The 20,220-nt window shown below is 65.4% G+C and carries 25 protein-coding genes and 1 pseudogene; 12 read left to right on the top strand and 14 right to left on the bottom strand.

The window, feature by feature from the left end; genetic code table 11:
- From ACYDAT_RS03320 to ACYDAT_RS03290, 7 genes and pseudogenes are all read left to right on the top strand, one after another.
- A pseudogene (locus ACYDAT_RS03320) lies at window positions 1–410 on the top strand (SAM-dependent methyltransferase); the annotation flags it as partial.
- On the top strand, window positions 404–1,156 hold the full coding sequence (gene sufC / locus ACYDAT_RS03315; protein WP_461448468.1) for a Fe-S cluster assembly ATPase SufC: 753 nt from the start codon (window positions 404–406) through the stop codon (window positions 1,154–1,156). The pseudogene ACYDAT_RS03320 and the gene sufC, both read left to right, overlap by 7 nt.
- The gene (locus ACYDAT_RS03310) at window positions 1,153–2,439 is read left to right on the top strand and encodes a SufD family Fe-S cluster assembly protein (protein ID WP_461448467.1); all 1,287 of its coding nucleotides are present in this window, start codon (window positions 1,153–1,155) and stop codon (window positions 2,437–2,439) included. Before sufC ends, ACYDAT_RS03310 begins: the two co-directional genes overlap by 4 nt.
- A 31-nt stretch (window positions 2,440–2,470) precedes the next feature.
- Complete coding sequence (locus ACYDAT_RS03305) at window positions 2,471–3,718, top strand: aminotransferase class V-fold PLP-dependent enzyme (RefSeq protein WP_461438678.1); 1,248 nt, start codon at window positions 2,471–2,473, stop codon at window positions 3,716–3,718.
- Window positions 3,715–4,179, top strand: a complete 465-nt coding sequence (locus ACYDAT_RS03300) for an iron-sulfur cluster assembly scaffold protein (RefSeq protein WP_461438677.1) — start codon at window positions 3,715–3,717, stop codon at window positions 4,177–4,179. Before ACYDAT_RS03305 ends, ACYDAT_RS03300 begins: the two co-directional genes overlap by 4 nt.
- A complete protein-coding gene (locus tag ACYDAT_RS03295; protein ID WP_461438676.1) occupies window positions 4,179–4,727 on the top strand; it encodes a GNAT family N-acetyltransferase in 549 nt (182 codons plus the stop codon). Before ACYDAT_RS03300 ends, ACYDAT_RS03295 begins: the two co-directional genes overlap by 1 nt.
- A complete protein-coding gene (locus tag ACYDAT_RS03290) occupies window positions 4,724–5,056 on the top strand; it encodes a non-heme iron oxygenase ferredoxin subunit (protein WP_461438675.1) in 333 nt (110 codons plus the stop codon). Before ACYDAT_RS03295 ends, ACYDAT_RS03290 begins: the two co-directional genes overlap by 4 nt.
- Before the next feature lie 27 nt (window positions 5,057–5,083).
- Here the strand turns inward: ACYDAT_RS03290 and ACYDAT_RS03285 are convergent, their stop codons facing one another.
- The 8 genes from ACYDAT_RS03285 to uvrA all read right to left on the bottom strand — a co-directional run bounded on the left by ACYDAT_RS03285 (window position 5,084) and on the right by uvrA (window position 13,235).
- On the bottom strand, window positions 5,084–5,695 hold the full coding sequence (locus ACYDAT_RS03285) for a HutD/Ves family protein (RefSeq protein WP_461448466.1): 612 nt from the start codon (window positions 5,693–5,695) through the stop codon (window positions 5,084–5,086).
- Window positions 5,696–5,761: 66 nt separating this feature from the next.
- Window positions 5,762–6,304, bottom strand: coding sequence for a GNAT family N-acetyltransferase (locus tag ACYDAT_RS03280; protein WP_461448465.1), 543 nt, complete (start codon window positions 6,302–6,304; stop codon window positions 5,762–5,764).
- Between the two features lie 23 nt (window positions 6,305–6,327).
- Window positions 6,328–6,795, bottom strand: coding sequence for an SET domain-containing protein (locus ACYDAT_RS03275; RefSeq protein ID WP_461448464.1), 468 nt, complete (start codon window positions 6,793–6,795; stop codon window positions 6,328–6,330).
- A 73-nt stretch (window positions 6,796–6,868) separates the two neighbouring features.
- Entirely contained in the window at window positions 6,869–7,396 is a 528-nt protein-coding gene (locus ACYDAT_RS03270) for a GspH/FimT family pseudopilin (protein WP_461438672.1), read from the bottom strand.
- Window positions 7,397–7,523: 127 nt separating this feature from the next.
- On the bottom strand, window positions 7,524–8,285 hold the full coding sequence (locus tag ACYDAT_RS03265) for an enoyl-CoA hydratase/isomerase family protein (RefSeq protein ID WP_461438671.1): 762 nt from the start codon (window positions 8,283–8,285) through the stop codon (window positions 7,524–7,526).
- A 9-nt stretch (window positions 8,286–8,294) separates the two neighbouring features.
- Window positions 8,295–9,773: a DUF4139 domain-containing protein gene (locus tag ACYDAT_RS03260; RefSeq protein ID WP_461448463.1), complete on the bottom strand. Its 1,479-nt coding sequence runs from the start codon at window positions 9,771–9,773 to the stop codon at window positions 8,295–8,297.
- A gap of 97 nt (window positions 9,774–9,870) precedes the next feature.
- Window positions 9,871–10,371 (bottom strand): acyl-CoA thioesterase, encoded by a 501-nt coding sequence (locus ACYDAT_RS03255; RefSeq protein ID WP_461438669.1) that lies wholly within the window; start codon window positions 10,369–10,371, stop codon window positions 9,871–9,873.
- Entirely contained in the window at window positions 10,368–13,235 is a 2,868-nt protein-coding gene (gene uvrA, locus ACYDAT_RS03250; protein ID WP_461448462.1) for an excinuclease ABC subunit UvrA, read from the bottom strand. Before uvrA ends, ACYDAT_RS03255 begins: the two co-directional genes overlap by 4 nt.
- 143 nt (window positions 13,236–13,378) lie before the next feature.
- Here uvrA and ACYDAT_RS03245 point away from each other — a divergent pair, with 143 nt between their 5' ends.
- Window positions 13,379–14,032, top strand: a complete 654-nt coding sequence (locus ACYDAT_RS03245) for a DUF2059 domain-containing protein (protein ID WP_461448461.1) — start codon at window positions 13,379–13,381, stop codon at window positions 14,030–14,032.
- A 198-nt stretch (window positions 14,033–14,230) separates the two neighbouring features.
- Here the strand turns inward: ACYDAT_RS03245 and ACYDAT_RS03240 are convergent, their stop codons facing one another.
- From ACYDAT_RS03240 to ACYDAT_RS03215, 6 genes are all read right to left on the bottom strand, one after another.
- Entirely contained in the window at window positions 14,231–14,749 is a 519-nt protein-coding gene (locus ACYDAT_RS03240) for a GNAT family N-acetyltransferase (protein ID WP_461448460.1), read from the bottom strand.
- Window position 14,750: 1 nt separating this feature from the next.
- Window positions 14,751–14,882 (bottom strand): hypothetical protein, encoded by a 132-nt coding sequence (locus tag ACYDAT_RS03235; protein ID WP_461448459.1) that lies wholly within the window; start codon window positions 14,880–14,882, stop codon window positions 14,751–14,753.
- Complete coding sequence (locus ACYDAT_RS03230) at window positions 14,879–15,265, bottom strand: hypothetical protein (protein WP_461448458.1); 387 nt, start codon at window positions 15,263–15,265, stop codon at window positions 14,879–14,881. The genes ACYDAT_RS03235 and ACYDAT_RS03230 overlap by 4 nt, the downstream gene beginning before the upstream one ends.
- Before the next feature lie 104 nt (window positions 15,266–15,369).
- Window positions 15,370–15,756 (bottom strand): hypothetical protein, encoded by a 387-nt coding sequence (locus ACYDAT_RS03225; RefSeq protein ID WP_461448457.1) that lies wholly within the window; start codon window positions 15,754–15,756, stop codon window positions 15,370–15,372.
- An 85-nt stretch (window positions 15,757–15,841) separates the two neighbouring features.
- Window positions 15,842–16,237 (bottom strand): GNAT family N-acetyltransferase, encoded by a 396-nt coding sequence (locus ACYDAT_RS03220; protein ID WP_461448456.1) that lies wholly within the window; start codon window positions 16,235–16,237, stop codon window positions 15,842–15,844.
- A 114-nt stretch (window positions 16,238–16,351) separates the two neighbouring features.
- Window positions 16,352–17,014 (bottom strand): homing endonuclease associated repeat-containing protein, encoded by a 663-nt coding sequence (locus tag ACYDAT_RS03215; RefSeq protein WP_461448455.1) that lies wholly within the window; start codon window positions 17,012–17,014, stop codon window positions 16,352–16,354.
- 607 nt (window positions 17,015–17,621) lie between these two features.
- Here ACYDAT_RS03215 and ACYDAT_RS03210 point away from each other — a divergent pair.
- The 4 genes from ACYDAT_RS03210 to cgtA all read left to right on the top strand — a co-directional run bounded on the left by ACYDAT_RS03210 (window position 17,622) and on the right by cgtA (window position 20,137).
- The gene (locus ACYDAT_RS03210) at window positions 17,622–18,179 is read left to right on the top strand and encodes a phage integrase N-terminal SAM-like domain-containing protein (protein ID WP_461448454.1); all 558 of its coding nucleotides are present in this window, start codon (window positions 17,622–17,624) and stop codon (window positions 18,177–18,179) included.
- Between the two features lie 69 nt (window positions 18,180–18,248).
- A complete protein-coding gene (gene rplU, locus ACYDAT_RS03205) occupies window positions 18,249–18,563 on the top strand; it encodes a 50S ribosomal protein L21 (RefSeq protein WP_461448453.1) in 315 nt (104 codons plus the stop codon).
- A gap of 17 nt (window positions 18,564–18,580) precedes the next feature.
- Window positions 18,581–18,838, top strand: a complete 258-nt coding sequence (gene rpmA, locus ACYDAT_RS03200) for a 50S ribosomal protein L27 (protein ID WP_461439355.1) — start codon at window positions 18,581–18,583, stop codon at window positions 18,836–18,838.
- A gap of 216 nt (window positions 18,839–19,054) precedes the next feature.
- Window positions 19,055–20,137 (top strand): Obg family GTPase CgtA, encoded by a 1,083-nt coding sequence (gene cgtA / locus ACYDAT_RS03195; protein WP_461448452.1) that lies wholly within the window; start codon window positions 19,055–19,057, stop codon window positions 20,135–20,137.
- Window positions 20,138–20,220 lie beyond the last annotated feature (83 nt).

Below are 20,220 nucleotides of genomic sequence, written 5' to 3'. Positions count from 1 at the left end.
AGCGCATGGGCGCAGCGGGTGTGCAGGTGCGCTGGCTGTGCGCGGATATTCTCGAAGCCGATCTGCCCGCGGCGCATTACGCGCTGTGGCACGATCGCGCCGTGTTTCATTTTCTGATCGACGCGGCGGCGCGCGATGCTTACGTTGCGCGCGCGGCGCATGCCGTGCGCGCGGGCGGCCACGCGATCATCGCCACCTTCGCGGCGGATGGCCCCGAGCGCTGCAGCGGCCTGCCTGTGATGCGTTACGCGGCAACCGCGCTGGCGACCTGCTTCGCGCCGCATTTCGAGTGCATCGCTGATAACCGCGAGGAACACCACGCCGCAGCGGGTGCCACACAGCCGTTCACCTATGTGCTGCCGCGCCGTCGCGGCGGCACCGCCATCGTCACCGAGTCCGCATCATGCTGAAGATCGAGAACCTGCACGTTCGTGTCGCCGGCAAGGAGATCCTCAAGGGGCTCTCGCTGCAGGTGAACGCCGGCGAGGTGCACGCCATCATGGGACCGAACGGCGCCGGCAAATCCACGCTGGGCAACGTGCTGGCCGGGCGCGAGGGCTACGAGGTCACCGCTGGCAGCGTGCTGTTCGAGGGCCGCGATCTGCTGCTGCTGGAGCCCGAGGAACGCGCTGCTGCCGGCGTGTTTCTGGCGTTCCAGTACCCGGTCGAGATTGCCGGCGTCAACAACACGTATTTCCTGCGCGCGGCGCTCAACGCGCAGCGCAAGGCGCGCGGCGAGGCCGAACTGGATTCGATGCAGTTTCTCAAGCTGGTGCGCGAGAAACTCAAGGTGCTGGAACTGCCCGACGCGCTGCTGCATCGCGGTGTCAACGAGGGCTTCTCGGGTGGCGAGAAAAAACGCAACGAGATTTTCCAGATGGCGCTGCTGGAGCCCAGGCTCGCGATCCTCGATGAAACCGACTCGGGCCTGGACATCGATGCGCTGCGTCAGGTCGCGGCGGGCGTCAATGCGCAGCGCGCGCCGAGTCGCGCATTCATCGTGATCACGCATTACCAGCGCCTGCTTGATCACATCCGCCCCGATCAGGTGCACGTGCTGGCCGAGGGTCGCATTATCGCCAGCGGCGGCGTGGAACTGGCCGAGAAGCTCGAAGCCGAAGGCTATGCCGGCGTGCCGCAGGAGGCGCGGGCGTGAGCACGGCACTGCTGGCGGCGGTGCTGCAGCAGACCGGCGCACCGGATTTGCCTGGTGCGGGCATCGCCCAGGTCGATGCCGCGCGCGCCGCGGCGCGCGCGTTGCTGGCGCGGCACACGGCGCTGGTTGATGCGCGCGCCGAAGCCTGGCGCTATACCAGCCTGCGCGCGTTGGAGGCGCGGGACTTGCCGCTGGCGACCGCGGTCGACGACGCAAAAGTGGTCGCGCTGCCGCCCGCGCTCGGCCCGCGGCTGGTGTTCATCGACGGGCACTACGCGCCGCGACACTCGCAGCTCGCGGATCTGCCGGCTGGCGTGAATTTCAAGCCGTTGAGTGCGTTGCGCGCCGAGGACTGGCAGGCGCATGCCGCGCTGCTGCAGTTCGTCGGTGGCGGGAGCGATGTGCTGGAGCCGCTGAACCTTGCGCTGGCCAGCGCTGGCGCGCTGCTCGACGTGCAGCCTGGCGTGGTCGTGGATGCGCCGATCGAGGTGATTTATCTCGGCGTGGTCGCGGAACCATGCGCCTGGCATGCGCGCAGTCGAGTGCTGCTGGGCGCGGGCGCGCGGGTGATCTTGCTGGAGCGTCAACTCGGTCCCGGCACGGGCTTGGCCACGTTGCACACGGCGTACCACGTACACGCGGATGCGCGCCTCGACCTGGTCCAGATGCAGGAAGCCGGTGCGGCGCTGAGCCTGTTGCGCACCAGCACGCTCACACTGGCGGCGCGCGCCACGTTGCGCATGCACGCGTTGGATCTGGGCGCGGCGCTCACGCGCCATGCGCTCGGCGTGCGTCTGCAGGGTGCGCAGGCGCGTGCGGAGCTGCGCCACGTGGTGGTGCTGGATCGTCGCCAGCACGCCGACTTGCAGATGAACCTGCATCACGAGGTTGGCGAAACCAGCAGCGATGTGCGCTGCCGCGCCGTGGCCGCCGCGCGTTCCCGCGCCGTGCTGCAGGGCGCGATCACCATCGCCGCTGGCGCCGACGGCAGTGATGCCGCGCTCAGCACGCATAATCTGCTGCTGTCCGATCAAGCCGAGATCGACGCGCGTCCGGTGATGGAAATCCATGCCGATGAAGTACGCGCCGCGCATGGCGCCAGCGTCGGCCAGCTCGATGCGACGATGCTGTTTTATTTGCGCGCGCGCGGCTTGCCCGAGGCCGAGGCGCGCGCGCTGCTGACCGCGGCACACTGCCGCGCCGTGCTCGACGACATCGTCCACGCCGATTTGCGCACTGCGGCTATGCAAGCGCTGGACGCGCGCATACAGTCGCTGCGCTGACCCGCACCCGCGGGCATCTTGGGAGCCGAACATGAGTACCTCCAGCGCAGCCACCGCGGGTTTCGACATCGACCGCGTGCGTGCCGATTTCCCCCTGCTGGCGCGCACGGTGCACGGCAACAAGCCGCTGGTGTATCTGGACAATGCCAATACCGCGCAGAAGCCGGCTTGCGTGATCGATGCGGTGTCTGGTTTTTATCGCGAACGCAACGCCAACGTGGCGCGTGCGGTGCATGTGCTCAGCGAGGAAGCCACCAATCTCTACGAGGGCGCGCGCAATGCGCTGGCGCGCTTCATCAACGCCGGTTCGGCGCAGGAGCTGGTGTTGACCAGTGGCACCACCATGGCCACCAATCTGGTTGCCTACAGCTATCTGCTACCGCGGCTCAAGTCTGGCGACAGCGTGCTGGTCACGCGCATGGAACACCATGCCAATATCGTGCCGTGGCAACTGGTGGGCCAGCGCGCTGGCGCCACGCTCAAGGCGGCGCCCATCGACGCGCGCGGCGAACTGCGCGTGGATGAGTTCATCGCCATGCTCACCCCCGAGGTGCGACTGGCCGCGGTGACGCATGTATCCAACGTGCTGGGCACGGTCAATCCGCTGGCCGAGATCGCCGCCGCCTGCCGCAAGCGCGGCATTCCGCTGCTGGTCGATGGCTCGCAGGCGGTGCCGCACATGGCCGTGGATGTGCGCGCGCTGGGCTGCGATTTCTATGCCTTCACCGGGCACAAGATGTGCGGGCCGACCGGCACCGGTGGGCTGTGGGCGCGGCGCGAGATCCTGGCCGATATGATGCCATTCTTCGGCGGTGGCGAGATGATCCGCGAGGTGCGCATCGAGGGCTCGACCTTCGCTGACCCACCCGGACGCTTCGAGGCCGGCACGCCCAACATCGCCGGGTTCGCCGGGCTGGGCATGGCGGTGGGCTATCTCGAAGGCATCGGCATGCAGCGCATCGCCGCGCGCGAGCAGGAGCTGCTGGCCTACGCCACGGCGCGGCTCAAGCAGGTTCCGGGCCTGCGCATCATCGGCGAAGCCGCGCACAAGGCGGCGGTGATCTCGTTTCTGATCGAGGGCGCGCACGCGCACGATCTGGCCACGCTGCTGGATCTGGAAGGCGTCGCGGTGCGCTCCGGCCACCACTGCGCGCATCCGCTGATGCAGTTCTACGGCGTGCCGGCCACCTGCCGTGCTTCATTCGCTTTCTACAACACCTTCGCCGAAGCGGATGCGCTGGTCGCGGCCGTGCACAAGGCGCGCAGCCTGCTGGCATGAACGAGGCGCGTGCCGAGGCCGGCAGTCCGTATCGCGCGCAGGTGCTGGCGCACGCGCGGGCGCCGCTGCATCAGCACACATTGACCCGTTGTGATGCCGCCGCCGAGGGCCGCAACGCGCTGTGTGGCGATAACATTCGCATCGAACTGACGCTGCGTGAGGGCCGCATCGCTGACTATGCTTTCCGCGCCGATGCGTGCGTGCTGACCGTGGCCGCGGCCTCGATGCTGGGCGAGTGCGTGCGCGGTTTTGATCTGCGCGCGGTGCAGGCGCTGGCGGTGCAGTTCGATCAACTGCTCGATGGCAGCGTCGCGGTTGAGGCCGGCGCCGAGTTGGGCGATCTGGCGGCGTTCGCCGAACTGGTCGCCTTTCCGGCACGGCGCAAGTGCGCGCGCCTGCCCTTTGCCACCTTGTTGGCGGCGCTGCATGGGAATGCCCGCGCCAGCACCGAGGAAGCCTGATGCACGAGTTGCTGTTCCGCCCCGCGACACCAGCCGACGCCGAGGCGGTCGTTGCGCTGGTTGAAAGCGCTTATCGCGGCGACGCCAGCCGCGTCGGCTGGACCACCGAGGCCGATCTGCTCGATGGGCGGCGCACTGATGTCGAGGCGGTGCTGGCGCTGATCCACGCGCATGATTCCATGATCCTGCTGGCGCAACCGCCCGATGCCCAAGCCCTGCTGGCCTGCTGCCACCTTGCGCGCGAGTGCGGGGACAACGCCTATTTCGGCATGTTCGCGGTACGACCCGGTGCGCAGGGTGGTGGCGTGGGCCGGCGCGTGCTGGCCGAGGCCGAGCGCATCGCACGCGAAACCTGGCAGTGCACGCACATGGCCATGACCGTCATCGACGCGCGCGCCGAGCTGATCGCATGGTATGAGCGTCGCGGTTACCACCGCACCGGCGAGTACAAGCCGTTCCCCTATGGCGACGCGCGCTTTGGGATACCCAGGCGCGCTGATCTGCGCTTTGAACTGCTGTTGAAGCCGCTGGCCAAGGCGTGCGCATGAACGCTGCATCACTCAACGGCTGGGTTCGCGTTTGCACCCGCACCGAGCTGCTACCCGGCGAGTTCAAAACCGTGTGGGACGGCGACACACCGGTCGTGGTCTACAACATCGACGGCGACCTGTACGCGATCGAGGATCGCTGCACCCACGATGACGGTGAACTGGCCGGCGGCGATCTGCACGGCTATGAATTGGAGTGCGCGCGTCACGGCGCGCGATTCGATGTGCGCACGGGTGCGGCTTTGTGTGCGCCGGCCTATGCGCCCACCGCGAGTTTTCCGGTGCGCGAACACGAAGGCGTGATTTACACGCGCGATGATCGCGGCTGAACGAGGCTGCACGCGTCAGAGCGGCGATCAAGCGCCGGGTGCGGTACTGGCCGTCGACACGGATGCGGATGCCGGTGGTTGTGCATCGAAACGCACCAGCACGACTTCGCCATGGCCGCTGATGCAGTTGGCGCCCGTGGCCCAGGCGCTGTCACCGGCTTGCAGGTCAAGTCGTTCGTCGCTGACCTGGTGCAGTTCGGCGTGGCCGGTGAGCACATGCACGAACCAGCGCGACGCCTCGGGCAGCAGCAGGGCACCGACCAGCGGGCGTGCCAGCAGCGTCAGCGTGGCTGCGGCATCGGCGCGCGTCATCAGGTTGAACACGCGTGTCGAGCCATCGGGCAGGCTGGCGCGCGGCGCCACGCCGCCATCGAAGCGTGCAACCTGCAAGCGGTCGAGGTGCAGCACAGCGGGTGTGCTCGCGTTGCTGAAATGCAGATGCAGGCGGCCATCCAGCGGCGTCATCTGGCGCAGCGTATCCGCGTAGTTCGAGAAGTATGCAGCGCGTACGACGCGCGCGATGCTGATACGCCACTGCCATGCCTGCGCATCCGGGCCGACGGCGAGCACCGTGCTGGTGCCGGCGCCGTTGGCCCAGGGCTCGTCGCGCAGCAGAGGTAGAGGCAGGCGTTGCAGCATGGGCGCAGGGTTCGAGCGGCGCAATGCGCCTCGCCGACAGCATGCCACGCGCATGCTGCGTGGGTCTCAGCCTGTTGCCGTACGCGCGTGCGCCAGCGGTGGATGATAGGCGAACACGTGCGCCGGCCAGCCGCAGAAATCGAGTGTGTCGACGCGCTCGCCGCCAAGATGCGCGGCCAATTTTTCCGAGGCCACATCGGCGGGACGGATCAGGCTCACCACGCGCTCGGCGCGCAATTCACGCCATGCGTATTCGAGTGCGGCGCTGGCCGCTTCGGTGGCGTGACCCTGGCCGCGCGCGCTGGGCTCGATCATCCAGCCCAGTTCCAGATCGGGCCAGCCCTCGGGTTTGAGCAGGCCGACGCGGCCGATGAAGCGCCCATCGCCGAGCAGTTCGACCGCCCACATGCCGTAGCCGCGCAGTACCCAGTGGCCCAGCAGCATGGCCATCGAGCGCCAGGCATTGAGTCGGTCCAGCGGCTTGCCGTCGCCGACATGGCGCGTGCTGGCGTGGTCGGCGAGCATGCGCGCGTAGGCGTCGAAGTGATCCTCGCGCAGCGCGGTCAAACGCAAACGCGGAGTGCGCAATTCGGGAATGTCGATGTTCATGGTGCTGCGCGCGCGCGTCGGCATCACGGCGCGGCCAGCAGGGCGGCGAGCTGCGCCGTCGAGGATGCGATGCTCTCGTGCCAGGCATAGCCGACGATGCTCTGGCCGGTATCGGCATCGCTGAACTCTTCGACCTGCCCCGGCGCCAGCAAATGGCGGTAGTCCACGGTCAGCTCGGCGCCGGCATCGAGGGGGCCGTTGGCGAAGATGAAGCCCAGGTGCCACAGCCCGGTGGGCGTGAAGCTGTGATTGACGAAACACTCATCGGGCCATTCCGGCGACAACGTGTAACGTTGCTCGAACCAGCGCGCGCTGGTGTGCAGCAGGCGGGACAGCGCGGGATCGGCGCTGATTTCATCGAAGGTGTAGGTGCGATCGATCGCATTCGGCGCCACCACGATGCTGCCGGCAGCCACGGGCGCTTCAAGAAACAGGCCCTTGCCAGCGCCGGGAATGCGCGACGCAGCGATGTGATAAGGCGTGAGAATCATGCGTGTGTCCAACTCGGGGACGTGATTGTAGTCCCGTCGCCGGTGTGCGGTTGCGTGCGCGTGGATGGGTGCCTTACAAGGCCGCGCAGGCCGCGGCGATCGCCGGGTTTGCGGTGGCGTTGCGCAGGCGTCCGGAGTTGCTCATCACCAGTTGTCGCGCGGTGTCGGCGCGGCCGGCCTGGCACAGGGTAAAGGTGACGTTGCTGCCCGCCGCGCCGCCGCTGGGCCGGAACGCCAGCCGCGTGCGTCCGCGCGTGGACAGGATGCGCAGGCCGGCATCGCCGCCGCCGCGCAGCAGTGGCGCGGCATCGGGCTGATCATCGCGATCGCGGTCCACGGCGATCAGCCAGCCCCCGTCCCAGCGCGTATCGGGCGCGCAGCGCATGCCGTCGCTGCTGGGACAGACAATGATGCGCGCACCGGCCGACACCGCTGCGGTGCGCGCGTAGTGCAGCGCGCCGGTGAACTCATTGCCTGCACCCAGCACGCGCTGGCGCGCGATGGCATGACCCAGCGCTGGCGCGGCCAGCGCGCCGAGCACGCCGATCACGGTCATGACCAGAATCAACTCGATCAGGGTCCAGCCAGCTTGCCTGCGCATGTCTGAATTCCTCGCCGCGACGAGGATTCAAGCTAGGCCGCCGCGCGTGGATGCGGCAGCGGCACAGGCCGCCGCGGGTTGTGCGGTGATGCCTACGACACGCGTCAGAGCGCGCCCGCTGCGCACATCAAGCGGGCTTGCCGGCCTTGAGTTTGGCCACCAGCGCGTGCAGCGTGGCCTGGGTTTCGACGCGTTGCCATACCGCGCCGAATTGGGCGATGGGCAGATGTTCGCGCCGGGTCGCGGCGATCAGATCGGCGCGCGCCACGGCGCGAGTTTCCAGCATGGCCTGACGCGGCAGCGCCAGCAGCGCCTGCAGCCACAGGCGCGCGTGTTGCGGCACCTGATCGACATCGGCGAGTTCATCGACCATGCCGATGCGCAGCGCCGCATCGGATTCCAGCATGGCGCCGGACACCAGCAGGCGCTCGGCGCGGTAAGGCCCGAGCAGACGCGCCAGCGCATCGCGGATGACGGCGGGCACGGTCAGGCCCACCTGCACTTCGTTGAGGCCGATCTTGAACGGACCCCGCGCCATCACGCGGTAGTCGCAGAACAGCGCGATCACCGCGCCGCCGGCGGGGCTGTGGCCGGTGACGGCGGCGGCGACGGGGATCGGGCATTGCGCCAAGGCCGCAGCCATGCCGAAGAAATCCTCGAAGCAGCGCTGCAGAGCCGGCGCGTCGAGCATGAGCAAGGCGGGCACATCCAGTCCGGCCGAAAACATGCCGGAACTGCCGGAAATCAGCAGCGCCTGCGCACCCTCTGCGGGCGCGGCTTCGATGGCCTTGCGCAGCGCGCGGATCAGCTCGGCGTTGAGTGCGTTGACCGGCGGTCGCGCCAGGCGCAGCTCGCGGATGCCGTGGGCATGTTCAGTGATGTGCAGCATGGGGCGTCGTCAGTGGAGCGCGGGCGCGAGGCTGGCATCGTAGCGCAGCGTGTAGTCGATGCGGGTACTGCCGTCGGCGGGCACGCGCACGCGCCACATCAGCGTATCGATGCCGTGTTCGGCGGGCTGCGGCGCGCTGTGCAGCAACTCCCAGTTGCGCCAACGGCGCGGATGCGCATACACGGTGATCGTGCGCGCGCTGCGGCCGGTGTTGCTGAGTGTGTAACGCAAGCCCTCGGTCAACACCTTGCCAGCGAGTTGCCAGCGCGTGCGGCTGCGGGTGACTTTCAAGTCGTAGGCAGCGCCGGGGACCAGTACCACGCGATCGCCGGCGCGCGTGTCCTCGATGCCATTGGCGCCGATGAACTGCAGGCTGCCGTCGGCATCGGGCAGATACAGCCGCGCCTCGCCGGAGGGCAGATTCTCGGGTGCCTTGAAGGCGATCTCGATACGCGGGTTGCCGGCCCCATCCTGACGGTTGTCAGGGTTGAAGTCGGGCTGCTGCGGGCTCCAGCCGGGTGGCGCAACATCGCCGAACACGTAGTTGCGCGTGCACTCGATCGTTTGCGGCGCATACAGCGGAACCTGCACCACGGCGCCCTCGGCCAGGCTGATCGGCGCGGGCAGACGGTAGCTGCGATAGTCGGCGAGGCCGCCTTGCGCCGGTGCAGGTGGTGGTGGTGCGGCGGATGCAGCCGCCATCAGCATGCGTGGGCCGGTCATTGCAGCCATGCCGTTCGGCGCCTGCACCGCACCGGCCAGCAGGGTGACGCGCGCGTCCTCGAAGCGCGTACCGCTGTGATTGGCCAGCGTTGCGCGCGCCTGCAGCGCGCCGCGGCAGGCGTCGCCCGCCCGCAGCAGCAGATCGTAATTGGCGCGCCAGCCGATACCGGCGGTGGGATACACCAGCTCGGCGCGATAGGTGCCGGCGCGCGGCGCATACACGCTGATGCTGGCCTGCTGGCCGGGCGGGCCAAGCTTGAGACGGGCGGGCAGGGTTACCTCCCCGGAAACCAGATGCAGCGCGCCGCTGCTGTCCTCGACCAGCAAGTGATTGCCATCAATGGCGCGCAGGATGCCGCTGGCGGTGGTTTTGCCCTGCGCATCGGTGATCGTCACCTTGCCTCCCACGGCTTGCTGCAGCACTGCCGCGACGCCCCGCACGGGCGACAGAACGCTCAGATCCGCGAAGCGCACACCGCTGTCAGAGGGAAAATGCAGTAGCAGCGCGCTGGGGTCGATGCGCTCGGCCAGGCCCTGCAAGGTCAGCGTTTGCGTACCGGCGCGCAGCGCGAAACTGCGCTGTTGATGGACCATGGCGTAACCGCTCTGGGTGGCGAAGTCACCCGGCGCGAACAAGCCGCTTTCGCGCGACGGATAAATGGTCAGCGCCGTGGCATCGACGGCGCGCGCCGTGCACGCGGCACCGGCGATGACCAGCGTGCAGGCGATCGCCAGTGTCCGCATATTGCGGGTGATGTTGCGCATGTCCAAGCCCTCCGCTTGCGATGCTGACCATCTTGGCCGAGGATAAATCCTTACCCTGCGCGCGTGCTGGATGTGTCTTCGAGAGCCCGCGTTGCAATCAAGCAGCGCAAGCGCTGCGGATCGCCTCCGGTAGCGGCACGCTGCGACCGCTGGTTGGGTCCATCCACACCAGGGTCACCTCGCCGTCGCAGTAGAGATGCGTTGCATCGCCGGCATCGAGAATGCGGTGCGCCAGTGCCACCGAGCTGCTACCCAGGCGTATGCAGCGCAGTTCAACGTGCAGGCTGGCCGGCCATTCGATCGGACGCCGGTAGTTGAGCATGCTGGCGGCCAGCACCGGCATGGCGTGGGCGTCGAACCAAGGTCCGGGCACGTCCTTCAGCCATTGCAGGCGCGCCTCCTCGAGATAGGTGAGGAACACCGAATTGTTGACGTGATTGAATGCATCCAGGTCGCGCCAGCGCACCGCTAGCGACGCTGTGAACAGCAGCGACGTGACTGCGGAATCAGATGTTGCCGGGCTGCCTGCGCTCACCTGGGCGCTGGCACGGCGCTTGGCGCGGCGACGTGGACTTGCGGGTTGCTCGGAGCGGCTCATGCGCGACGTTTCCTCGCGGTGATTTTGGGCTTGGTGGCGGCTTGCGGCAGCAATCGCGCCAGATATTCTCCGGTATGCGAGCCGGCCGTCGCGGCAACCTGTTCGGGCGTGCCGCTGGCGATGATCTGGCCACCGCCGGCACCGCCTTCGGGGCCGAGATCCACGATCCAGTCAGCGGTCTTGATCACATCGAGATTGTGCTCGATCACGATCACCGTGTTGCCCTGATCCACCAGTTGGTGCAGCACATCGAGCAGTTGTTCGATGTCGTGAAAGTGCAGCCCGGTGGTGGGTTCATCCAGCACGTAAAGAGTGTTGCCGGTGTCGCGTCGCGACAGTTCCTTGGCCAGCTTGACGCGCTGTGCCTCGCCGCCGGACAACGTGGTCGCGGCTTGCCCCAGCTTCAGATAACCCAGGCCCACCGCGATCAGTGTTTCCAGCTTGCGCGCGATCGCCGGCACCGGCTGCAGCAGTTGCAGCGCGGACTCGACGGTCATCTCCAGCACGTCGCTGATGCTGTGTCCCTTGTAGTGGATCTCCAGCGTCTCGCGGTTGTAGCGCTTGCCGTGGCACACGTCGCAGGGCACGTACATGTCGGGCAGGAAGTGCATCTCCACCTTGATCATGCCGTCGCCCTCGCACGCCTCGCAGCGGCCGCCGCGCACGTTGAAGCTGAAGCGTCCGGCCTCGTAGCCGCGCGCGCGCGCCTCGGGCACCTGCGCGAACAGCTCGCGCAGCGGCGTGAACATGCCGGTGTAGGTCGCCGGGTTGGAGCGCGGCGTGCGTCCGATCGGTGACTGGTCGATGGCCACCACCTTGTCGAAATGCTCCAGACCGGCGATGGCCGTGAACGGCGCCGCCTGCGTGCCGGCGCCGTTGAGCATGCTGGCGGCGTGCGCTAGCAAGGTGTCGTTGATCAGTGTGGACTTGCCCGATCCGGATACGCCGGTGACGCAGGTGAACAGGCCCACCGGCACGCGCAGGTAGACTGCGCGCAGATTGTTGCCGCGCGCGCCGTCGATTTGCAGCCAGCGTTCGCGCGGCGCGCTGCGGCGCTGCTCGGGCACCTCGATGCGGCGCGCGCCGGAAAGATACTGGCCGGTAAGCGAGCGCGGCGCGGCCAACACGTCGGCCAGCGTGCCTGCGGCGACCACTTCGCCGCCGTGCACGCCAGCGCCGGGACCCATGTCGACGATGAAATCCGCGGTGCGAATCGCGTCCTCGTCGTGCTCGACCACGATCACCGTGTTGCCCAGATCGCGCAGGCGCTTGAGCGTGCCCAGCAGACGCGCGTTGTCGCGCTGGTGCAGACCGATGGAGGGCTCGTCCAGCACGTACATCACGCCGACCAGCCCGGCACCGATCTGGCTGGCCAGGCGAATGCGCTGCGCCTCGCCGCCGGACAGCGTGTCGGCGGTGCGCTCCAGGGTGAGGTAATCCAGACCCACGTCGACCAGAAAGCGCAGGCGTTCGCGGATCTCCTTGATGATCCTGGCGGCGATCTCACCGCGCCAGCCCGGCAGGCTCAGCGTGTCGGCGAAGTCCAGCGCCGCGCGCACCGAGAGCGCCGAAATCTCGGGCAAGGTGCGCTCGCCCACGGATACGCTGCGTGCCGAGCGATTCAAGCGCGCGCCGCCGCATTCGGGGCAGGCGCGCACGCTGATGTACTTGCGCAGTTCCTCGCGCACGGCGATCGAGTCGGTTTCGCGGTAGCGGCGCTCCAGATTGGGCACGATGCCCTCGAAGCGGCGTTTGCGTGTCACGCTGCGTCCGCCCTGGGCCAGATCGCGGAAGGCGATTTCCTCCTCGCCTGAGCCGTGCAGCACGGCTTCGCGCGCAGCAGGCGGCAGGTCCAGCCATGGTGTTTCGACATCGAAGCCGTAGTGCTTGCCCAGCGACTGGATCATCTGGAAGTAGTGCGGGTTGCGCCGGTCCCAGCCGCGCACCGCGCCACCAGCCAGCGACAGTTCCGGATGCAGCACCGCGCGCGCCGGATCGAAGAACTCGGTGGTGCCGAGGCCGTCACAGCGTGGGCAGGCCCCGACCGGCGAGTTGAACGAGAACAGGCGCGGCTCCAGCTCGGGCAGCGAGTAGTCGCACAGCGGGCAGGAGTAGCGCGAGGAGAAAATCTGCGCTGACGCCTGTGGATCATCGAGATCGGCGACGATAGCCAGACCCTCGCCCAGACGCAGCGCGGTCTCGAACGACTCGGCCAGACGCTGCTTGATCTCGGGCTTGGGGCGGAAGCGATCGACCACGGCCTCGATGCTGTGCTTCTGGCGCAGGGTCAGCGCCGGTACCGCATCCAGATCGACCACGGCACCATCGACGCGCGCGCGCACGAAACCTTGCGCGCGCAGCGCATCGAATACCTGCACGTGCTCGCCCTTGCGCTCGCGCACCACCGGCGCCAGCAGCATCCAGCGCCGTTGCGGGTCCAGCGCCAGCGCCGCGTCCACCATCTGGCTGACGGTTTGCGCCGCCAGCGGGATGCCGTGCTCGGGGCAGCGTGGCGTGCCGGCGCGCGCGTACAGCAGGCGCAGGTAATCGTGGATTTCGGTGATCGTGCCGACAGTCGAGCGCGGGTTGTGCGAGGTGGACTTCTGCTCGATCGAGATCGCCGGCGAGAGGCCCTCGATGGCGTCGACGTCGGGTTTTTCCATCATCGACAGGAACTGCCGTGCGTAGGACGACAGCGACTCGACGTAGCGGCGCTGGCCCTCGGCGTACAGGGTGTCGAAGGCCAGCGAGCTCTTGCCCGAGCCGGACAGGCCGGTGATCACGATCAGCCGGTCGCGCGGCAGGGTCAGGTCGATGTTTTTCAGGTTGTGCGTGCGCGCGCCGCGGATGCGGATCGAGTCCATGGCGGAGTCCGGAGGCAAGTGCGGAACTATAAACCGGCGGGCGTCTGCGCGGCGTAGGGGCGCGTGGCGATGCCGGCGCGGATACAGAATAACAGCGGCGGCGATGGATCAGCGCGACCACGCGTGATGCTGACGCGGTCGCAATGTGGCGGGCCTCGCAAGGCCGCCAGGCTGCGGCTTCTCCTGCCGCGCGTGGCCGATCACTGACTGGGCGTAGAATCGCGCCGCTGTCAGAAGGACGGCGAATATCCCTTGGGAAGGAGAAGACAATGCATCGATGGATCGCAGCAGGCGCACTGCTGCTCACACTTGGCATCGGCACGGGAACGGCGACGGCGGCGGATGCGCCGCAAGGCGGAGCCAGTGCCGCCAGCGTGCGTGAATTGCTGGCCGCCACCCATGTCACCGCGATGATGCAGCAGGCCATGCAGCAGATGGGCCAGCAGCTGGATGTGATGGTGAAGCAACGCTTGCCCTGCCTGTCGCCCAGCGCGGTTTCGTCGGCGCTGACCGCTCCGCAGGCCACGCAGCAGTTGATCGACCTGGTCATGCCGATCTACCAGCACAACTTCACCGAGCAGGACGTGCACGGCCTGTTGGCTTTTTACCGCACGCCTCTCGGGCAGAAGCTGCTGAAGGTGCAGCCGGTGATCATGCGCGAGTCCATGCTGGCCGGTGAGCATTGGGGCCGTCAGCGGGTCGAACAGCGCATCGGCCAGTTGAAGTCCGAAGGCAAGCTCACCGCACAGGGCAGTTGCCCCGTGGCGCCGGCCGGGAACGCATCGGCCGGCCATTGAAATCTTGCCCGATCGGGCGGAGGAGTCTTGACGATATATTGCCCCGCGCCCGCATCTGCGGCGCGGAGGCAATCCGGGGCGAGCGACCAATCCGGCTTACGCTGCCGGATCAAGAAGTGAGTCCGAAATGTCTCTTGAAACATAACGTCCGCAATTGAGTCGCTCATGTGTTGCTTCGCGATGCCTAACGCCCTCACATCACGCACCGCCGAAGGTGGTCGCGTGGATGGAGCTGTTGGGTTGCAGCGGCTTCTCGTATGGGTACACGCGCAACACACCAAATAACGACTTCTCGGCGCCAGCGGGTATGTAACCCAGCGCCTCGTAGAACTTGCACGCGAACAGCGTGCTTTCCAGCCGCAGCTTCGGCAAGCCTAGGGACAGTGCGTGACTTTCGAGGGCCGAGTGGATGCGGCGCCCGAGGCCCCGATGCTGATAACCAGGGGATACGTAAAACAGGCGTACCTCGCCGCTGCAATGGAGGAGCCCTACTCCTCTCACGACCCCTTCACTTTCCGCGACCACGCAGAAGTTTTCAGGGTTGGCGATCCACGATTCGAATGACTCTGGCTTCTTGTTTGCGAGCCATCGATCCAACGTAGCCCCATCGTTCTTATGGTCGGCCTCGCATGACACCGTGATTGATTGACGCACGACCTCAATTGCGGATGCCGCATCTTGAGCGGTAGCGGGGCGGACCATCTCGATCTTCTGCAACCTAACGCTGGAGTTGAGCGGCGGCGAAGCCGTCCGCCTTGAATGATGGGATGCGCTGGAGTTCGCGCGCACCAACATCATCAAGTTGAGCGGCGGCGAAGCCGTCCGCCTTGAATGATGGGCCATGTTTCATGGCGTAACCTTCATTTCAACGACAACGGGATAGACCTTGCCTTGAGTTGTTCTCGGCGGGTTCGGGAGCATGGACTTCCCGAAGCGCTCGGCAAAGCAGGATGAAACCTTGGTTTGAGGCTCGACGGCGACAGAGCGCAACGCGCCGGCGGCTGTGACATAACCAACCAATGTGAAAGAACCCAAGTTTTTGCTGTTGGCGGAGCCAGGCGGTACGCATGCTTGCATGGCTGCGCCGATGAATGGCCCCAAAGCGGCGTCATATTGAGCGCCCTCCCGCGTGGCGGCCGCTTGCTTTGCTTCGGCAACGCGAGATGCGAAGTCAGCAGCAAAGGCAGGGGAGCAAACAAGAAGAGCAGCAATAACGATACGGTTCATTTGCATGGCCCTAACGCCTGAGTTAAGCGGCGGCTGCCGCTGTGCGCAACATACTACCTACCGCAACCGACCCGCAGCCGTCCGCTTGAACTGTTAGGCCGCGCCACCAGCTACGCCAGAAGTCCGCGTTGCCAGAGAACAGCCTCATCTTTTGGATCAACGTACACGAACGGACCACCTTGTCCGTAGTTATGGACGGAGACTTGATAGTCACGAATATCGAATGGCCGGGCTAGCTTGCGGCAGCCTTGACCGTAGAGAACGTACGGCCATTTTTTGCCCCAGATCTCACGTGATGTATCACCAGTACGATCAGCCCGGATCTTTACGAACTCCATGGCGTAACGAATGGGCGGAAGCCCATCAGTGATCTTTGCAATAGCCAGGGAAATTAGGATCAGGTCGCCAGGCGAGATGGTGGGCGAGCGGGCGAGCGCGTGCATGGAGCGCTCAACGACCATGGGGATGTGCTCTGGATGTGTACGCAGGATGATCACGACGCTTTCCCCATAGCGGCCTAACGTAAAATTGACGGGCTGCGCGCTTTTGCGCAGTCCCGCTCGAATGTAGGGTTGGGCGTCATTAACGCTTCCGCCGAATGATATAGGCGTTGTCTGCCAACGCAAAACCGACCTTGGGGTAATAGGCCATCGCACCGGGCGCGGACATCAGGATAAGGGATACCTCTTCTCCAATAATGGACTGAGTGCGTCGAATTAGCTCCCGGCCGATGCCATGCTTCTGATAGGCGACGTCAACTGCAAGATCGGAGAGGTAACAGCAATAGCTGTAGTCCGTGAGCGCCCGACTTACGCCAATTAAGCGGGCTCCGTCCCATGCTGAAATGACAACGTTTGCGTTCGTAAACATTTGCGCGATGCGCGGAATATCCTTCGTTGGTCTGCTAATGCCCGATGCCTCGAAGACACGAGCAATTTCGACAGGCTCAAGTGGCTGGTTCTCGCGGTACTCAATCATTCGACATTAATTCCATTGTCTAAAGCGTGTGACGTGCCGAGTATGATGCCCAACGTAAAAGTAAGGGGCTGCGCGCTTTTGCGCAGTCCCTCTTGACTGCCGGGTTGGGCGGAATCACCGATCCTTCTTCCCTTGGTTGCAAGGGCGACAAAGCGTTTGAAGATTATCAAGTGTATTTCCCCCGTCTCTTGCAACAGGGAGTATATGATCAACTTCAAGCTCCACCTTGTGGTCATTTGATGGACTTGCGCCGCACTTGGCACATCGGTAATTGTCGCGCTTCAATACTGCCCATCTGTCTTTGAGGGGGATGGTTGTACGGGTTGGCTCATCTGGGTTGCCCGCGAGGAGCTGTTCTCTCGACATCTTGCCTTCGTGAAAGGCCGCAAGTGCTTCGCAAGCGGAACGCACGCTGCCCCAATGCCGTTTGTATGGCGATTCCGATATTTTCTCTCCCATCGTTGCAATTTGCCTCTTGCCTGGCGGGTATCCCAATTGCTTCCATGCTGCCTCAAGATTGGCAATCAGTTGTTCGGGTGAGTGCCTTCTTTCTCTTCCACCCGTAATGCCAATTAGAGCGAGGGCTTTTTTCCAAGAACCAAATCTGTCTATGATTGTTGCGGAATGAGGACGCTTTCCAACAAGGCCGTCATATTGCGGAGACGTAAAGTAGCCTTCGCCAAGAGCTTCAGCGGCGGCCTGCAACGCAACGATTAGATCGCCGTCGCTCAGGCGAATGCGCTTTGCCTTCAGATCGAAGTTGAATCCATCAGTCACAGCGTCCCCTGTCATGCCGCCCAACGTAAAGTTGAGGGGCGCCGCGCTTTTGCGGCGTCCCTCTCGAACGGCAGGTTAGGTTGCTTAAGCAACTTTCTTCCATTTGCGTTTTGTTGTTGCTCCGATATTGAAGCCTTTGCCAGAGCGCAAGTTAACGTAGAAAGCATTACCTTTCTTTGAGTCTATATTCTGTTCGATTGCGCTGCGAACATCGCGCCAAGACACAGTTGACCTTGGAGCAAGCGCGACAGATGTTTTTGTTTGAAGCGTTGTAACCTTCCCCAATTTACGAAGCGCTTTCAGTATGGCACTTGAATCGGCTGGGATTGGGTTGTCCCATGAAATGAAGTAATACCAGCCTTGAACTTCCGAGATAAGCATACGACCTCCGATGACAAAAAATGTTAAGGAACATCCATACTAGCGGCAAAGATAAGTGCGACCTAACAAGAAGTAGACCCCGGATCCGGGGGATAGCGCCGGATGTTCAGCTTGATTCGGTGCCATGTCAACCGGAAAATCCCTACAACGATCAGGCAGTTGGACTATAGCGCCTGTATTTCGGCTGGGTCAGCATCGCCGTGCATATCACGCAAGGCGAGGGGCTATGAGTTATCACTCCGGTTCCGAGGGTATAAGCGCCGCCGTGCCGGCTGCACCAGCCCCCCGCCTGATGGACGAAGTTCGTCGCCGTTTGCGGCTGAAACACCACAGCTTGCGCACCGAGAAGGTGTATGTGGCGTGGATAAAGCGGTTCATCCTGTTCCATGGCAAACGCCATCCGCGCACGTTGGGCGCCATACAAGTCGAACGCTTCCTGTCCGAGCTGGCAATGCATGGGGGTGTCGCCGCCAGCACGCAGAACCAAGCGCTGTCGGCGTTGCTGTTCTTGTCTCGCGAGGTGTTGCACATCGACCTGCCGTGGCTGGACAACGTGGTGCGCGCGAAACGGCCGCAGCGCCCGCCCACGGTGCTGTCGCAAGATGAGGCACGGCGCCTGCTCGCAGCGATGGATGGCCGCCCGTGGCTGATCGCCAGCCTGCTGTACGGCACCGGCATGCGGCTGATGGTTTGGCGGGAGGCTCGCCGGTGGGGTTGCGGCCCGGCCCTGCGCCATGTCCGCCGAGCGGCGCGGGCGTGGCCGGATGCGCGAGGCCGCGTTTGACCGCACCACCGCGCCGCCGCTAGAATTCCGCTGCTTTACCTCCCAGAAGAACTACATTCGAGGCCAATCATGTACGCAGTCATCGTGACTGGCGGCAAGCAGTACCGCGTGATGCAGGGCGAGATCCTGCGCGTGGAGTTGCTGGAAGCCGCCGTGGACAGCACTGTCCAGTTCGAACAGGTGCTGATGGTGGGCGGGGGCGAGACCGTCAAGGTCGGCGTCCCGACCGTCAGCGGAGCCAGCGTCAGCGCCAAGGTGCGCGCGCACGGCCGCGCCGACAAGATCCGCATCGTCAAATTCCGCCGCCGCAAGCACCATCGCAAGCAGATGGGCCACCGGCAGCATTACACCGAAGTCGAAATCACCGGCATTCAGGCCGGCTGAGTCCAGGAGCATCCGTCATGGCACATAAAAAGGGCGTAGGTTCCAGCCGCAACGGCCGCGATTCCAACCCGAAATACCTCGGCGTCAAGATTTACGGCGGCGAGTCGGTCGAGCCGGGCAACATCATTCTGCGCCAGCGCGGCACCCAGTTCCATCCGGGCGCGGGTGTCGGCTGCGGTCGCGATTACACCTTGTTCGCGCTGACCGAGGGCAAGGTTCGGTTCTCGGTGAAGGGTCCCAAGAAGCGCCGCATGATCAGCGTCGTATCGGCCTGATCCGCGTCAGCTTCGCGCACCCAGCCCCGCCGCGTGCGGGGCTTCGTGTTTTAGCGGTTTGCAAAGTCGCCGCGATGGGCGCGCAAGCGCCTGTCGCGACAAAGGTGGCGCGGCTCCGCTGCGACCGTTTGCTTGCCAAATCGCGGCAGGATGCCCGGTTTTGCAATCTGATCGCCATGCGGCTTTGCGGCATCACCACTGGGCTATTCTTGCGCCATGAAATTCGTTGATGAAGCCCTGATCCGCGTGCACGCCGGCAACGGCGGCAACGGCTGCGTGAGTTTTCGACGCGAGAAGTTCATCCCCTTCGGTGGCCCTGATGGTGGTGACGGCGGCGATGGCGGTTCAGTGTGGCTGGTGGCCGACGAGAACCTCAACACGCTGGTCGATTTCCGCCACCAGCGCGTGTTTCGCGCGCAGCGCGGACAAAACGGCATGGGCCGCCAGATGAGCGGCCGTGGCGGCGAGGATTGCGTCATCCGCGTGCCGGTGGGCACCGAAGTGGTCGGCACCGAAACCGCCGAGTCGCTGGGTGATCTCACCGTGCACGGCCAGCGCCTGCGCGTGGCGGCGGGTGGCGAGGGTGGGCGCGGCAACGTGCATTTCAAAAGCTCGGTCAATCGTGCTCCGCGGCGCGCCACGCCGGGCCGCGAGGGCGAGGCGCGCGAGTTGCGTCTGGAGCTCAAGCTGCTGGCCGATGTCGGCCTGCTGGGCTTTCCCAATGCAGGGAAAAGCACCTTTATCCGCGCGGTTTCCGCGGCCACGCCGCGTGTTGCTGATTACCCATTCACCACGCTGCATCCGTACCTGGGCGTGGTGCGCATCGAGACCGACAAGAGTTTCGTTGTGGCCGATATTCCCGGCCTGATCGAAGGCGCGGCCGAGGGCGCCGGGCTCGGCATCCAGTTTCTCAAGCACCTGGCGCGTACGCACCTGTTGCTGCACGTCGTGGACATGGCGCCGCAGGATGACAGCGACCCGGTGCAGCAAGTGCGCGCGATCGAGGCCGAACTCGAACAGTTCGACGCGCGTCTGCTGCAGCGCCCGCGTTGGCTGCTGTTGAACAAGATCGATCTCGTGCCGCAGGAGCAACGCGCGCGGATGGCGGCGCGCATCGTGGCGGATCTGGGCTGGACAGCGCCATGGTTCGCGATTTCGGCGGCGGTGCGCGAGGGCACCTGGGACGCATGTCTGGCCGTACAGCGCTTTTTTGACGCCGAGCGCAAGGCGCGCGAAGAGGCCGCGGCTGAGGCCGTCGACCCGCGTTTTGCGGCGGACGGGGACGGGGCCGGCGCGTGATCGGCGCAGCAAAAAGGCCGGCATCAGCCGGCCTTCGTATCAGGCGAGCGCGCGCGGAGATGATCCGCTCGGGCTCAACCTGT

It is taken from the genome of Metallibacterium sp. (assembly GCF_054637675.1).
Note: the sequence above shows the minus strand (reverse complement) of the source record. Positions and strands in the feature narration are given on the sequence as shown.